The sequence below is a fragment of the Ammoniphilus oxalaticus genome (genome assembly GCF_003609605.1).
Classification (GTDB): domain Bacteria; phylum Bacillota; class Bacilli; order Aneurinibacillales; family RAOX-1; genus Ammoniphilus; species Ammoniphilus oxalaticus.
In genome coordinates this window covers 541,844-556,780 of the sequence record NZ_MCHY01000009.1, presented here as the reverse complement: position 1 = coordinate 556,780, position 14,937 = coordinate 541,844, and the positions used below count along the sequence as shown (strand labels likewise).

The 14,937-nt window shown below is 46.0% G+C and carries 15 protein-coding genes; 1 reads left to right on the top strand and 14 read right to left on the bottom strand.

The features are described 5' to 3' along the window. Positions 1–3: 3 nt before the first annotated feature. From BEP19_RS14180 to BEP19_RS14115, 14 genes are all read right to left on the bottom strand, one after another. A complete protein-coding gene (locus tag BEP19_RS14180; protein WP_245983573.1) occupies positions 4–1,113 on the bottom strand; it encodes an NADH-quinone oxidoreductase subunit C in 1,110 nt (369 codons plus the stop codon). After that, positions 1,110–1,634, bottom strand: a complete 525-nt coding sequence (locus tag BEP19_RS14175; protein ID WP_120190562.1) for a NuoB/complex I 20 kDa subunit family protein — start codon at positions 1,632–1,634, stop codon at positions 1,110–1,112. Before BEP19_RS14175 ends, BEP19_RS14180 begins: the two co-directional genes overlap by 4 nt. Continuing rightward, entirely contained in the window at positions 1,625–1,993 is a 369-nt protein-coding gene (locus BEP19_RS14170) for an NADH-quinone oxidoreductase subunit A (RefSeq protein ID WP_120190561.1), read from the bottom strand. Before BEP19_RS14170 ends, BEP19_RS14175 begins: the two co-directional genes overlap by 10 nt. A gap of 666 nt (positions 1,994–2,659) precedes the next feature. Further along, a complete protein-coding gene (locus BEP19_RS14165) occupies positions 2,660–3,076 on the bottom strand; it encodes a F0F1 ATP synthase subunit epsilon (protein ID WP_120190560.1) in 417 nt (138 codons plus the stop codon). Positions 3,077–3,104: 28 nt separating this feature from the next. Continuing rightward, positions 3,105–4,526: a F0F1 ATP synthase subunit beta gene (gene atpD / locus BEP19_RS14160; RefSeq protein WP_120190559.1), complete on the bottom strand. Its 1,422-nt coding sequence runs from the start codon at positions 4,524–4,526 to the stop codon at positions 3,105–3,107. A 97-nt stretch (positions 4,527–4,623) separates the two neighbouring features. Then, complete coding sequence (gene atpG, locus BEP19_RS14155) at positions 4,624–5,499, bottom strand: ATP synthase F1 subunit gamma (RefSeq protein ID WP_120190558.1); 876 nt, start codon at positions 5,497–5,499, stop codon at positions 4,624–4,626. A gap of 58 nt (positions 5,500–5,557) precedes the next feature. Beyond that, on the bottom strand, positions 5,558–7,072 hold the full coding sequence (atpA, locus tag BEP19_RS14150; RefSeq protein ID WP_120190557.1) for a F0F1 ATP synthase subunit alpha: 1,515 nt from the start codon (positions 7,070–7,072) through the stop codon (positions 5,558–5,560). 12 nt (positions 7,073–7,084) lie between these two features. Continuing rightward, the gene (locus BEP19_RS14145; protein ID WP_120190556.1) at positions 7,085–7,633 is read right to left on the bottom strand and encodes a F0F1 ATP synthase subunit delta; all 549 of its coding nucleotides are present in this window, start codon (positions 7,631–7,633) and stop codon (positions 7,085–7,087) included. After that, positions 7,633–8,121: a F0F1 ATP synthase subunit B gene (gene atpF / locus BEP19_RS14140; RefSeq protein WP_120190555.1), complete on the bottom strand. Its 489-nt coding sequence runs from the start codon at positions 8,119–8,121 to the stop codon at positions 7,633–7,635. Before atpF ends, BEP19_RS14145 begins: the two co-directional genes overlap by 1 nt. 94 nt (positions 8,122–8,215) lie before the next feature. Beyond that, positions 8,216–8,431: a F0F1 ATP synthase subunit C gene (atpE, locus tag BEP19_RS14135; protein WP_120190554.1), complete on the bottom strand. Its 216-nt coding sequence runs from the start codon at positions 8,429–8,431 to the stop codon at positions 8,216–8,218. 89 nt (positions 8,432–8,520) lie between these two features. After that, positions 8,521–9,252, bottom strand: coding sequence for a F0F1 ATP synthase subunit A (atpB, locus tag BEP19_RS14130; protein ID WP_120190553.1), 732 nt, complete (start codon positions 9,250–9,252; stop codon positions 8,521–8,523). Positions 9,253–9,267: 15 nt separating this feature from the next. Beyond that, positions 9,268–9,666 (bottom strand): ATP synthase subunit I, encoded by a 399-nt coding sequence (locus BEP19_RS14125; RefSeq protein WP_120190552.1) that lies wholly within the window; start codon positions 9,664–9,666, stop codon positions 9,268–9,270. Between the two features lie 2 nt (positions 9,667–9,668). Beyond that, a complete protein-coding gene (locus BEP19_RS18290) occupies positions 9,669–9,890 on the bottom strand; it encodes an AtpZ/AtpI family protein (RefSeq protein ID WP_170145378.1) in 222 nt (73 codons plus the stop codon). Between the two features lie 997 nt (positions 9,891–10,887). Next, positions 10,888–13,710, bottom strand: a complete 2,823-nt coding sequence (locus BEP19_RS14115; RefSeq protein ID WP_120190550.1) for a phosphodiester glycosidase family protein — start codon at positions 13,708–13,710, stop codon at positions 10,888–10,890. A gap of 443 nt (positions 13,711–14,153) precedes the next feature. Between BEP19_RS14115 and BEP19_RS14110 the strand changes: the two genes are divergently transcribed. Beyond that, positions 14,154–14,825, top strand: a complete 672-nt coding sequence (locus BEP19_RS14110; protein ID WP_120190549.1) for an IS1 family transposase — start codon at positions 14,154–14,156, stop codon at positions 14,823–14,825. Positions 14,826–14,937: the final 112 nt, after the last annotated feature.

Here is a 14,937-nt window from a genome sequence, read left to right as displayed (position 1 = left end):
GGATCAAACCTCCTCGTCAAATTGCTCATAATCTTTACGAAGAGGATGCCCCACCCAGTCATCCGTCAAAAGAATTCGGCGTAAGTCTGGATGACCTACATATTCGATGCCAAGCAAATCATACGTTTCGCGTTCATGCCAGTTCGCGCTGTTCCAAAGATTTGCTATCGAAGCGATCTTGGTATCCTCTCGATCTGGGGTTTTCACCCGAATACATAAGGAATGACGGTGCGTATAGGAAGTGAAATACGCGATGGATTCCATATGCTCTTTAAAGTCAATGCCAAGTAAATTTTGCACCATATCAAACTTAAGTTCAGGATGTTCTTTTAATAAGCTCGCCACTTCCAACCACTTATCTCGTTTGATGACGATCGTCGGCATATGCTTGCTTTCTTCGCGAATGTAAGACTCTTCAATCGCATCCTCACCAACTCGCTCGGAAATGATTTTCACGAACTTATCAAGCGTGGATTGATTTGGAGATGGTTGTTTCGGTTCTTCGTCTTCAACGGCAGCTCCGCCCTTTGCTTTCGCGGCGGCAGCGGCTTTGGCTTTAGCTGCGGCGACGGCTTTGGCCTTAGCGGCAGCAGCGGCTTTCGACTTGTCATCTCCAGCGTCGGCGGCTCCTCCACCCCCTGCGGCAGCTTTGGCTTTCGCGGCAGCGGCGGCTTTGGCCTTGGCGGCAGCAGCAGCTTTGGCCTTGGCGGCGGCAGCGGCTTTCGACTTGTCATCTCCAGCGTCGGCGGCTCCATCACCCGCTGCTTGAGCTTTCGCCTTAGCAGCAGCGGCGGCTTTGGCTTTCGCAGCAGCAGCGGCCTTGGCTTTGGCTGCTGCGGCAGCCTTCGCTTTATCATCCGCTGACCCACTGCTTGTCGGCTGCTGTTCCGTATCTTCCGCCTTCTCTTTCGCGGCGGCGGTAACCTTGGCTTTCGCTTCCGCGGCGGCTTTCGCCTTCGCTTCTTTCTTCTCTTCCTCGGTCATTTCACTGATTGGCTTGTCAGCCGCTTGTTGCGCGCCCGCAGTAGCTTCCGCTTCTTTTTTTGCTTGCAGCTTCTTCATCGCTTCTTCACGAGCTTTTGCTGCTGCGGCCTTTTTTTCGTCTTGGCTCACTGACTGGTCACCTTCTTTCCAGTCTTTGCTTCCCAACGAATCTTTTCTTGCAATTTATTTACACCGTAGATAAGCGCTGCTGGATTTGGCGGACAACCAGGGATATACACATCGACAGGCACGATTTGGTCTACGCCTTTTACAACCGAATAGGCGTTCACATATGGACCGCCCGCAGTTGCGCAAACACCCATTGCGATTACGTATTTTGGCTCAGGCATTTGATCGTAAAGACGACGCACAGCTGGAGCCATCTTCTTCGTTACCGTTCCTGCAACGATCATGCAGTCAGCGTGGCGCGGAGAAGCTCGGAATAGAACTCCGAATCGGTCAAAGTCCCAGTGGGCTCCACCTGTTGCCATCATCTCAATCGCGCAGCACGCTAACCCGAAAGTGAGCGGCCAAATTGAGTTACTGCGGGACCATGCCTTGAGCTGATCTAAGCTCGTCACAAAAACATTACGCTTCAGTTCTTCTCGTTCTTCCGGCGTGATATCTTCTAGATTTAGATTTACTCCCATTCTAACACCTTCTTTTTCCAGGCATAGATTAAACCAATACCCAGTAGTGTAATGAAAATCAGCATCTCGACGAGGGCAAAAAGTCCTAACTCTCTATAGGCTACGGCCCACGGATATAAAAAGATTGTCTCTACATCAAATACAACGAATAGTAAGCAATACAAGTAGTATCTGATGTGAAACTGTACCCTACTGCCGCCAATTGGCACCATCCCACTCTCATACGTAGCTTCTTTCTCAGGAGTTGGGTTATGTGGACGTAAAAATCGTCCAAAAGTTAACGCTCCAACGGGAAGGATGATTCCTAATAGAAAAAATATGGCGACTATAAGGTAATTATTGGAGTATAAATCAGCCATTGCTCTTTCCTCCATTACCAGTAATGTTTCGGCTCTAAAGTTTACAACATTGTGAACTTTAAAGTACCTTTAATAGTATAGCACTGCCCATGTTCTGTGTCTAACATGAAATCAGAAGAAAATTTAACTAATCTCCCCCTTCTTTTTTGTCAATCGTTCACAAAATGTTCATGAAGTTACCTCACCCCCATTATAACAAAAATATTGAAACATAAAGTATCAAATTGGTTCATTTGCGCGTTCCCAGCACATTTAAAGCGCATTTTATTATTGACATAATCAATATCAATTCACACGTAATTAATATCATTTAGCAGGCGTGAACAAAACGAGAAATTTGGAAATAACTTGGAAGTTCGCTAAACCGATAACCATCGTATGTTATACCCGCCTTATTCATGCGGATTGATCGGCTAGATTAAAGCTAATTAATTAAAATTCGAATACAATTTAAGTCAAAAGCGCTAAAAAGATACGTTGCTATCATTAAATATGGGGCTTTTTCAAGTTGAGAGGATGCTTGAGTTAGGAGTCTTGGGTTAAGAGAGGATTCGCTCGATCGCTGACCGACAATATAAAAAGAGGCTGTCTCCACTATCTTAGGAGTCAGCCTCTTACGCTTTTTTTGAAAATATATGTTTGAAACAGAATAACAATGTTTCGTGACTAGTTTGTTTTGACCGCTTTCGCCGCCACTTGCAGGCGAATCAGAGCTCGTTGCAAAGCAAGTTGCGCTCGTTTAATATCTAGGCTATCACGATTGGCTTGTTGTAAACGGCGTTCCGCGCGTTCTTTCGAAGCCTGGGCTCGCGTAACATCGATATCCTCAGGTAGTTCGGCGGTTGTAGCAAGAATCGTTACTTTATCTTTACGCACTTCCATGAACCCGCCGCTTACTGCCAGCAGATCTTCGCCAGATGGTTTTTTCACCTGAACAGGCGCAATCTCTAAGGGGGTAACTAATGGAACGTGATTCGCTAAGACCCCAATCGATCCTTCTACACCACTTGCGACGACAGCTCTGGCCTCCCCGCTGTAAACAATCCGTTCAGGAGTCACTATTTCAACATTTATCATATTCATGTGTACGATTCCTCCCCTGAATGACGGGTTACTTTGCTTCAGCCATCATTTTTTCCGCTTTGGCGCGCGCTTCTTCAATCGTTCCAACCATCAGGAAAGCTCCCTCAGGAAGATCGTCATGCTTACCTTCTAAGATCTCTTTAAAGCTACGCACTGTTTCCGCAATTGGCACATACGTACCAGGAACACTCGTAAAGATCTCAGCAACGTGGAACGGTTGGGATAAGAAACGTTGGATTCTACGAGCCCGATTAACAAGTTGTCTGTCTTCATCGGATAGCTCGTCCATTCCAAGAATCGCGATAATATCTTGTAATTCACGGTATCTTTGTAGTACTTCTTGTACGCCACGAGCAACATCATAGTGTTCTTGTCCAAGCACTTCTGGCGTTAACAATCGGGATGTGGAAGCAAGCGGATCCACCGCTGGATAAATCCCCATCTCAGAAATCCCACGGTCCAAGTTTGTTGTCGCGTCCAAGTGAGCGAACGTCGTTGCTGGAGCTGGATCCGTATAGTCATCCGCAGGAACATAGATCGCTTGGATCGATGTAACGGATCCTTTCGTTGTGGATGTAATTCGTTCTTGCAACATCCCCATTTCCGTAGCTAATGTAGGTTGGTAACCAACCGCTGATGGCATACGTCCAAGCAAAGCGGATACTTCTGAACCCGCTTGCGTGAAACGGAAAATGTTATCAATGAACAGTAGAACGTCACGACCTTCCGTGTCTCGGAAGTATTCTGCCATTGTCAAACCGCTTAGAGCAACACGCATCCGCGCTCCTGGGGGTTCGTTCATCTGTCCGAAAACCATGGTCGTTTTATCAATTACACCGGACTCAACCATTTCAAAGTAAAGGTCATTTCCTTCACGTGTACGCTCTCCAACACCGGCAAAGATGGAATATCCACCGTGTTCCTGGGCGATGTTATTAATTAGTTCCTGAATCAGTACCGTCTTACCAACACCGGCTCCACCGAATAGACCGATTTTTCCTCCTCTAGCATAAGGAGCAAGCAAGTCGATAACTTTAATTCCTGTTTCCAAAATCGTATCCGCTGGCGCTTGTTCTTCAAAAGATGGCGCTGGGCGGTGAATCGGCAATGTTTCTACCCCTTCTGGCGGCTCTTTCAAGTCAATCGGATCGCCCAACACGTTAAACACGCGACCCAACGTTTTCTCGCCAACCGGCACAGAAATCGGGATACCTAAGTCAACTGCTTCCATCCCACGCACAAGTCCATCCGTAGAAGACATCGCAATTGTACGCACAAGGTTATCTCCGAGGTGAAGCGCCACTTCACAAGTAAGGTTTATTTCAAACTCCTCTTCAGAAGAGGGTTTATGCTCAATTTTAATCGCGTTATAGATCGCTGGCAGTTGACCACGCTCAAACTCAATGTCAACAACCGGACCCATAACCGTTATGATGCGTCCCTTATTCATTATGTCCCTCCTTAATATATAAGGTAATCATTGATCCTTAACCGAACAAAATGTCGACCAAAGATCAACGCCTTACCAATCAACTACAGTCCATGCGCTAAGCATTGGCGCCCGCAACGATCTCCGAGATCTCTTGCGTAATCGCAGCTTGTCGAGAACGGTTGAACATTAACGTTAGATCGTCGATCAACTCGCTCGCGTTTTCACTCGCGCTGCCCATCGCTGTCATTTGCGCCCCTTGGAAACTCGCCTTCGATTCAAGCAACGCGCTGAAAATCAACGTTTCTGCGTAACGAGGCAATAACACTTCCAATACCGCCTCTGGAGAAGGCTCATATTCATATTCCAAAACCATCCCAGATGAGTCACTTTCCTGCGCAGTATCCTGCTCTACTTCCGCTAAAGGAAGTAGACGAATTTCGGTTGGCACTTGTGACAAGGCGCTTTGGAACTCACTGTAGAAAAGGTTCAACTCATCAATTTCCTCTTCCGCAAAAAGATTAACGGCTTGGTTTGCGATACTTTGAATATCCGCAAAGTTTGGGGAATCTGGAATATCCACGACGGAATCGAGGATCGGATAACCGCGTTTCGACAAAAAGTCGCGTCCTTTTTTCCCTGCCACAAACAATACGAATTCATCATGATTTTGATGGCGTTCTTCAATCGTCGCGACAATTTTACGCATCAAGTTACTTGTCAACCCGCCCGCCAAACCGCGGTCTGCTGAGATGACTAAGTAGCCTGTCTTCTTAATCGGGCGCGTTTCCAACATTGGATGGCTCGCCGTTGTAGCCTTGGCGATGCTATGAATCACATCCTGCATTTTCTCCGAATAAGGTCGCGAAGATTGGGCGCGCTCTTGGGCGCGGCGTAGTTTTGCCGCAGCAACCATTTCCATCGCTCTCGTGATCTGTCTCGTATTGGTGACACTTCTAATTTTTCGTCTTATTTCACGAATTCCAGCAGCCATTGAATTCACCACCTTTATAGATTCAGTTTAATTGCAGTCCTCAGTCAGATCGAATGAATTATGAAGCAGTGCCAACAAAACCTTGCTTAAATTCTTCGATCGCCGCTTTTAACTGATCTTCTTCAGGTAGATCCTTCGAATCTCGGATGTGATCCAACAAATCTGTCTTGTTCGCATCGAAGAATGCGTGCAATTCTTTTTCAAAACGCAGCACATCACTAACCGCAATATCATCCATGAAACCTTTCGTTAACGCATAAATAGAAAGCACTTGCTTTTCAACCGGCATTGGCGCGTTAACACCTTGTTTCAGAATTTCAACCGTACGCTCTCCACGCTCCAAACGGGCTTGTGTAGCAGCATCTAGGTCAGAACCGAACTGGGCGAACGCTTGCAACTCTCGATATTGCGCAAGGTCCAATCGCAGCGTACCCGCGACTCTTCTCATCGCTCTAATTTGAGCTGCGCCCCCAACTCGAGAAACCGAAATACCGGCGTTAATCGCTGGACGAACTCCTGAATAGAACAAGTCGGACTCAAGGAAAATCTGTCCATCCGTAATCGAAATTACGTTCGTTGGAATATATGCGGATACGTCACTCGCTTGCGTTTCAATGAACGGTAGGGCAGTTAAAGATCCGCCACCTAAGTCGTCGCTTAACTTTGCCGCTCGCTCAAGTAAACGAGAGTGAATATAGAAAACGTCCCCTGGATAAGCTTCACGACCTGGAGGACGACGAAGTAACAAGGATAGTTCGCGGTATGCCGCCGCTTGTTTCGTTAAGTCATCATATACGCACAACACATGTCCGCCGTTGTACATAAAGTGCTCGCCCATCGCTACCCCAGCATATGGCGCTAAGTATAACAATGGAGCTGGATCAGACGCTGTAGCGGACACAACGATTGTGTATTCTAACGCGCCGTTTTTGCGTAATGTTTCAACAACACCGGATACAGTCGATTGCTTCTGTCCGATCGCAACGTAGACACAAATTACATTTTGTCCCTTTTGGTTCAAGATAGCGTCAATCGCTACCGTTGTTTTACCAGTTTGACGGTCACCGATGATCAACTCACGCTGACCACGTCCAATTGGAACCAATGCATCAATCGCTTTTAAACCTGTTTGCATCGGTTCAAAAACAGACTTACGAGCCATTACGCCTGGAGCAGGAGACTCGATTGGACGGAATTCCGTCGTTTCAATCGGGCCTAAACCGTCTAACGGTTGTCCGAGCGGATTAACAACGCGACCAAGCAACTGCTCGCCGACAGGAACTTCCATAATACGGCCCGTGCGCTTTACCTGATCTCCTTCTTTAATACCGGTATATGGACCAAGGATAATAACCCCTACGTTATCTTCCTCAAGGTTTAGAACCATTCCCATTACACCGTTAGAGAACTCAAGAAGTTCCCCTGCCATCGCCTTTTCCAAACCGTGCACACGAGCAATCCCGTCACCAATTTGGATAACTGTTCCTACATCAACAACTTGAATGTCAGATTTATAGTTCTCGATCTGCTGTTTGATCAGAGAACTAATCTCTTCTGCTCTAATTGCGCTCACGTAGCATCCTCCCTATCTCACTTGAGCTTGCCTGAAGCTCTGCTGTAAACGATTCAATCTTCCAGCCACGCTTCCGTCGTACAAGCGATCACCAATCTGTACGATGACACCACCCATAATTGATGGATCGAGCTGGTTTTGAATTCGAATTTCTTTATTCAATAATCGATTAAACGACTGAGCGATGCCCGCTTCCTGTTCTTCAGACAACGGCTCAACGGATGTCACCACCGCATCAACCAACCCACGCGCTTCATTCGCTTTTTCCGTGAAAAAAACCGGAGTGAAGGTAATGATATCTTCGCGGCTTTTGTCAATTAAAAGATTAAAGAAATCCAGCGTGATTTCACTGATTTTATCCTTAAACACAGTTGTGATTTCTTTCTTCTTTTCAGCTTTCGTAATTTGTGGGTGTTGCAAAAATTGCAAAAAGGCAGGGTTTTCATCCATTGCCTGCTTAATTAATTGAAGTTCTTGCTCAATCGCGTCGACTTGGTTTTTTTCAGAAGCCACCTCAAAAAAGGCATACGCGTAACGTTTTGCTACAATCGGGCTACTCATTAGGCTTCCCCTACTTCTTTAAAGAAGTCGGACACCAACTTCTCTTGTTGATTATCGTCTAACTCTTTTTCAATAATCTTTGTCGCCAACATAATAGATAAAGCTCCAACTTGTTCACGTAATGCCGCCATCGCCTTCTCTGTTTCGCTAACAATTTCAGCTTGAGCGTTCTTTTTGAACTGTTCGACATCAGCCGCCGCTTTAATTAAAATATCTTCCGCTTGCTTGTCCGCGGCCACGCGCGCGTTTTCGATGATCTTCGCCGCGTCTTGACGAGCCGCTTGGATCGCTTGCTTTTGCTCTTCCAGCAACTTCATCGCTTCTTCGCGATTCTTTTCTGCGGTAGTGATATCATTCGTAATTTTATCTTGACGCGCTTCCATCACACCTAGAATGGGTTTAAGCGCATATTTACGCAACAATAAGAGCAACACAAAGAACACTACTAGCGAATACAGAGCCGTTCCCCATTGAATTTCTAAATCCATGAATGTCACCTTCCTCTACGACTTTCCATTTTCCAAAACATAAGGAATGGCGAGGCTCTGCGTAGAGCGTCGCCATTTTAATGTCAAGATTCGCTTAGCTACCTAAAGCCATAAACGCGATAACGATCGCAATGATCGGAATACCCTCAAGTAGACCAATACCGATAAACATTGTTGTTTGCAGATTTCCTCTGATTTCTGGTTGACGCGCCATGCTTTTCACTGTGTTACCGACGATCATACCAATTCCAATACTCGCTCCAATAGCTGCTGCTGCTGCAATAATTGCTGCTGCTAATACTCCTGTCATAACAAGAGACCTCCTTCATAAATGTGTAATTAAATAATTTGTTTTAGTTCTATTTAAATCTCAAGGTATGAAAATAGAGATAATAAAACCTAGTGGTCGACAGCGATTCTATGGGAAATATAAACCATTGTCAAGATGAGGAAGACGAAAGACTGAATCGCTCCTACGAAAATACTAAACATTTCCCACACAATCATCGGGACAGCTGCTCCAATCATAGCGAACGGTCCTGAATAGACAGCGCTTGCTAATAACCCTAACAACAATCCACCAGCAAACATATTACCAAATAGACGCATTCCAAGCGTCAGCGCGCTGGCAAACTGCTCAATGATGTTCAACGGCACCATCCACGCTTGTGGTTGTAAATAACTTTTTAGATAGCCTCCCACACCGAGATCACGCAATCCAAAAATCTGTGTCAAAATAATCATTGCAACTGATAAAGAAAGCGTAACATGCGGATCAGCGGTCGGCGTTGTCCACCATACTTCATTACCCGCTACAAAGGTTAAGGGAAGCCCTATCATATTAGAGACAAAAATGTACAAAATTATAGTAACTCCCAAACCGAGGTAGCGTTCACCTTTTTTCATATCCATTGTGCTGCCTATAACATTACGGACGAATTCAATAACCCACTCCATAAAGTTCTGCGCTCCTCTCGGCGCATGAGCAGCGGAATTAACTGATGAGATCGCGGCGGCAGCCCCAGCTCGCGCAATTAAAAATACAATGATTGCGGAAGCAGTTGTCGTCAAAACAATAGCTAGGTTAAAATCCAAGCCAAACAGCCTTCCCATCGCTGCGCTAGTATCCATTGCATTTCACCCCCTTCACCCGCGGGTTTCGTCTTTTTCACTTAAGTTGTGATAAAACATATCAATAAAAGCAATTCCCATAGGTGTCACCAACCCAATCGCCATCGCTGGCGTATGAAAATGTTGCGGAAATTTGATCGTGATCACTGTCGCCAAGACAGCCAGTCCAAATCTCGTTGACGTCCCTAATGATCGCTGCTTCTTTTGACCATCTACTTTACTTGTTAACATTTCTCCGAACTGATTGATTCTCCATGCGGTATAAACCGCGCTAATCAACCCGAAAAAGCAACCTAAAATAAAACCTGCAAACCACGCGCGATACGAACTGAATATCCAGCCAGCAATGGCGCCGACCAATGCAGAAGCGGTCCAGATTACCATTCGTTGGATTCCCATTTTGTATGCATTCATCTTTAACTATCCCCTAGAAGCCTCTTAATTATGGGCACAGCCACTAACACACCAGTAGCAACACCTACAAAGACACCGCCCACAAGTCCCCATGGGGCCGAGTTTAAGTATACGTCTACTTTCTTTCCTAGCCAAACACCCACGTACGTCCCAATTCCAACATCCATACCAATCACGGAGACAAGAGACAAGCCCTTCCAAGGTGATTGCTGCGGATTCGGCATAGACATAACCTCCACAAGGATAGTTAAGCGCAGTTTACCCACCATGAATAGAGGTAGTAAAGCTACCCCTTATTTCTAGTGACTACTGTTGGACTTACCAATCGCTTACCATACGAACATTGGCCAAAAAAACAAATGATTTTTCCTAGGATTTATTCATTTATTTTTCCTCCTTCATCATAGTACTGATTCGCTAGGTATTTGTCAATAATCGAAATGAATTTTCCGGTCAAATAAACACTGTTTTGTGTCATTTTCCAAACGGAAGCAAATCGGCCGAATTTACTGACAACTTGATTTGTTGGAGGCGGCCTGAATTTTGAGCGGGGTTTTAAGGAGATAGTCGCTTTTACTATAGAGTGTTGGGGGTGAGTCCCCTTTGAGAGCCGCGAGGGAAGTAAGCACTCAGTGGGCCGAACAGGGAATCCCCTTTTACTAAACAATGTTGGGGGTAGGTAATTCGGGAGCGCCCGCGCTTTTTATGTCGAAGAGCGAGATACATAGTTAAGGCTTTTACTATACAGTGTTGTGGGTGGTATATCGGCCATTATTCCATTTACAACACGAACCCCACTGCGTCGCTGTAATAACACGAAACTGCCTTTTGACTCTAGGTTTATCAGCGATACATCGACACAACCCAACGGCCTCCTTGTTAATGCTCGTTTAATGAGCAACCCTGCTGAAATCAGGTCTCCACCCAGACATATGGAGCAAGTCATCATTCTTAGCTAGGCCCAAAGTCGGGCCCACAACATTCACTAGTAAAAGTCATGGGTATCACCCTTAATTGGATTTCACTACCCAGCTTCAAGTTCTATGCGCAAAACAACGAAGACGTTCCATCTTTGTCAAACCGATTCCTTCAGGAGCTACTTCCCGTTAACCGCAATGCAATGCGATTCGACCTGAAAACCACAAGAAAGAGCCCCTCTCGCATAACGATTAAGAGGGGCTCTTTAATTCAGAAAAGCTGATCCCGGAGCAAAGCTCGCTACTATTGTTGTTTAATTTGATGGATCAAGGCTGCCGCTTGAGCGCGGGTTGCTTGGCCTTGAGGTTCAAAGGCGTTTTCCATTCCTTTGATATACCCTTGTCCAGCCATGACCTTCACCGCTTCCTGAGCCCAATCTGGGATGTCAGTTTGATCAGTAAACGTCGGTGATGGCTTCTTCTCGAATTCGTCACCGCGATCGAGCAATGCGTTATACAGCATAACCGCCATTTGGGCGCGTGTTAAGGGCTCATTCGGCTTAAATAGTTTTCCAGGGAATCCTTGGGCGATCCCTTTGGCTACAGCCGCTTTGACAGCAGGCGCCGCGTAATCTGGAATTTGATCATTGAAATCAAGTTCCTCGTCACCCTCCAATTCCCACTCTAACCACTTGTCCAATAACGTCATAAACTGAGCGCGCGTAAGCGGATTTTCAGGGGCAAACGTATCTTTTGACATGCCGCTGATAATCCCATCTTTATAAAGCGCTACAACTGGCGTCTCATACCAAGCTCCTTTTTTTACATCCTTAAAAGGATTGTCCGCTACATTTGGTTGTGGCGGTTGTGGTGTTGACGGCGCTGGAACGGGTTCTGGGGCTGCTGGTTTTTCGGTTGGCGACGGAATCGGTTGCGATGGCTTCGCCGGGTCATACGGTTGATACAAGGTCATCTCATCAAAATACAATGCGCCTTGGTTCGGACGGCTCTGAGCCCCTTCCGGCACACTCACGACATAGATGCTTTTCATTTTCACAGGATAAACCACTTCCGCAGGCATGTTCCCCACGACGTAGTTCCATCCGTTAAAATCGATTTCACGTGTGTAAGTCATGTAATGCGTTTTGCCGTTGGCATCAATAATTTCCGATCGCAACCAGTGATTGCTGCCATCTCCGTGTACCCATAGGCCGACACCGAGCGGCGTTCCTGGCAACGTAAGCGGCGCTTCCCCAATGAGACCGTAAGCAAAACGGTTCTCGCTTGCTGCGACATTGGCAAAATTGTATTGAAGTTTTAATCCCTTTTGTCCGCTATAAACCGGTTCGCCAGGCTGGGTCAATCGAAACGACCCTTGTCCCGCGAGCTGTTGCGGTAGGGCTAAGAAACTTAATTTTTGTTGAAAGTTTTCAAAGTTTTCAAAAGGTTGTCGAGAGGTACCGACAGAAACAGGTACGTTCAACTGGATTCCATCAAAATTGACATTGATTGTCCCTTTATTGTCCGCCTGTCCCGCTGTAAAAGTAAATCCTTCTACGGTTCCGAGTTCTGGGCTAACAGACGTTGTAACGGCTAACGGCGAAACATCGAGCGTTTTTCCGTCTTTCATTTGAACTTTCACTTTGAAGTTAGTTGACTGCCCCTTGTTCACGGCGATGATCGACGGTTCGACGATTAACTTGGACACCGCCGATGCTCCAACTACTTCCAACTTTCGAGTCTGTTGCAGTCCTTGGTAAGTCGCCGTAACATCGTGGGTACCCGTTGTTAACGCCAGCATTTTATTGCCATTGAAGGCGTTCGGGCCTGTCCACGTAACTTGGGCCTGATTGATCGCGTATGGATGGAAATGCTGATCCCATCCCCCGGCAACTTGGAATGCGACCTCAGTTCCTTTTACAACTTGAGCGGGACCTTCAATTTTAAAGCCTTTGATCGCCCCGCCTTTCGGCGCCGTATTGAATACACCAATCGCGGTCGGAATTTGACGCTGTGTTCGATATTGCGGAACGTTTAGCACCGTCAAATTCGTTTCTGCCAGCTTACGAGCGACCATCGTTGTTGAACCTCCGCCATCAAGGTTCGCCGCCCGATATGCGCCAATCTCATGCATTGTTTGGGCCAGTTCGCCGAGCTCCATTCCGCGACTGTTGGACGGCCCCTCCACTGCCGCTAGATAAAGGGTTTTTCCATCTTGGGACACTCCAACTGCGGAGCGCGATACTTTCCCCGTAATCGTACGGTCATATGGATTCAACACCTTCCCATTATCAACGAGTAATAGATGTCCGCCCATTGCCGCTAAAACATCCTGTCGACCACTGCTGACAGCGGCGTGCGCCGAACTTATTTGTACAGCTTCGCCAACTTTAAATTTGCCGAGGAAATTAGCCCCTGATCCGTTCCCCCACAACACGAACCCATTCGCGGGAATCGGAGCGCCCTGTGGGTGGTTGACGCGAATGTCTTTGATGATCCCATTTTCCACGACAACTTCCGTGTAGTCAGTAAGTCCTGGACGCGATCCAAAACTCGTTGAACCAAATCGCGGCGTGTAAAGGTTAATTTGATCTTTGTGACTCTGAATACCCGTCGCCATGTATTCCTCTTTGTTTACCCCTTGGATTGGGAACGTTTCTCCACTCGGAGTCGTTACCGTTCCTTTGTAAGTAAAGTGGTCGATGACCGCGGTGCGATCTTGAAAAATACCTAAACTAGACCAAGCTGGCACTCTCGCCATGGATGAAACAATTTCCCCTTGATCGACAGCCATGCCAAATGGGGTACGTTTTTGCATATTAAAAAAGTCAGCGTTGACTGCGGCGATCGCTCCCGTTTCACGAGCTAATGCCTCTACGCTTTGTTTTGCGGCAAACGTTCCATTTTTACCATAGATCGGTTTAACCTGCGCATAGGAATTGTTCAAGTCTACTTTTGTAACATAAACCCATGACTTTTTCCCAGCAATTTGCTTGTTATACGTTTGTAATACGACACCTTCCCCGATCTGCTGTTCCGACACAAGTTGAATCGGCAATGTCCCAGCGGACTGGGCATTGGCGGCAACAGAAGGCAGGGCAAGCGATAAAAGCATCGCTAGGACCACTGTCCAAACGGCTCCCTTGCTAGTCTGCTCCCTAGTATATGACAGAATAATGGATATCCCCTCCCAAGTTTTTTTCTCTATTAACTCTACTAATTATAGACGTAACGAAAGCTAGAATGTTTCGAAATTGCTGCCAAAGGTTGTAAATTGTTGTCGACAATTGTAGTGGTGAGTCTGGGGGAGCGCGTGGATTCGAGGTGTACAGGCTTTTACTAAATAGTGTTGGGGGTGAGGAGACGAACTCGGGTAGGCCAGGTATTGCGAGGGGCGATTGTAGGATGTACCCGCTTTTACTAAACAATGTTGGGGGTAGGCACCATCTCCTTCCTTAAAAATGGCAAGAAAAATTGTCACACTTTGTTCAATTAAACGAAGTAGACCAATTCCTCATAATAAGCTATAATAGGAACGTGTGTTCCCATTAAAGAGAGGAGGTCCATCAGATGAAGAAAAGAACTATGTTTTTCCGTCGCTTCTCTACTCCTGAAATTTACCTACAACTTATAAAGACTCTTAGTAACCAAGGATCTGCGCGCCACTGTCCAAACTGTAAAAGCAACCACGTAATTGGTCATGGTCAATACCGCGAACGAAAGCGATACAAATGCAAGAGTTGTAATCGTACTTTTAATGATCTTACGAGCACTCCTCTTCATTACACGCATCACCCCTATAAATTTGTTGAATTTTTATTTTGTATGATTCGCGGCTATTCTTTACACAATTGCGCTGTTTGCGCGGGGATCCATTATGTTACGGCTTTTTATTGGCGCCATAAGGCGCTCCACGCGCTTCAGCAAATAGAAAAGGACTTCTTTTATCAATATACGCGCGAAAATCTTCGCGATCGTTGGAGCTCTCCCTACATTACTTTTAAAGATGTTGTTCCATTCCGTTTAGTCGATTTAACCCAAGAGGAAGAAAAGGAATTCCAGGAATGGATGAGGTTTCGTAATTGGATCAAAGTAAAATATCTAAGCAGGTACTTAGCCTGGTTTCGCTTTGCCCGCAATCAAGTATATTTAGTTAGGTATGTTCAAATTGAAAATCTATTTTTACTGCTTTGCTCGATCCCTATTGTCCAAACATACCAAACGATTAAACAAGCTTGCTAAAAAATTTAATTTCTTTGCATGTCCACCTAGTCCACACTTTACCCACAATATTCGTTAATAAAAGTCATTAATTTGAACATGGCCAAAAGAAACACCTTAACAAGTCGCTCTA

Excerpts from the sequence above, each read along its gene's own strand:
- BEP19_RS14170 (WP_120190561.1), bottom strand. The coding sequence starts at position 1,993 with ATGGCTGATTTATACTCCAATAATTACCTTATAGTCGCCATATTTTTT.
- BEP19_RS14165 (WP_120190560.1), bottom strand. The coding sequence starts at position 3,076 with ATGAATATGATAAATGTTGAAATAGTGACTCCTGAACGGATTGTTTAC.
- atpG (WP_120190558.1), bottom strand. The coding sequence starts at position 5,499 with ATGGCTGCTGGAATTCGTGAAATAAGACGAAAAATTAGAAGTGTCACC.
- atpE (WP_120190554.1), bottom strand. The coding sequence starts at position 8,431 with ATGACAGGAGTATTAGCAGCAGCAATTATTGCAGCAGCAGCAGCTATT.
- BEP19_RS18290 (WP_170145378.1), bottom strand. The coding sequence starts at position 9,890 with ATGCCGAATCCGCAGCAATCACCTTGGAAGGGCTTGTCTCTTGTCTCC.
- atpF (WP_120190555.1), bottom strand. The coding sequence starts at position 8,121 with ATGGATTTAGAAATTCAATGGGGAACGGCTCTGTATTCGCTAGTAGTG.
- atpB (WP_120190553.1), bottom strand. The coding sequence starts at position 9,252 with ATGGATACTAGCGCAGCGATGGGAAGGCTGTTTGGCTTGGATTTTAAC.
- BEP19_RS14145 (WP_120190556.1), bottom strand. The coding sequence starts at position 7,633 with ATGAGTAGCCCGATTGTAGCAAAACGTTACGCGTATGCCTTTTTTGAG.
- BEP19_RS14110 (WP_120190549.1), top strand. The coding sequence starts at position 14,154 with ATGAAGAAAAGAACTATGTTTTTCCGTCGCTTCTCTACTCCTGAAATT.
- BEP19_RS14175 (WP_120190562.1), bottom strand. The coding sequence starts at position 1,634 with ATGGGAGTAAATCTAAATCTAGAAGATATCACGCCGGAAGAACGAGAA.
- atpD (WP_120190559.1), bottom strand. The coding sequence starts at position 4,526 with ATGAATAAGGGACGCATCATAACGGTTATGGGTCCGGTTGTTGACATT.
- BEP19_RS14125 (WP_120190552.1), bottom strand. The coding sequence starts at position 9,666 with ATGAATGCATACAAAATGGGAATCCAACGAATGGTAATCTGGACCGCT.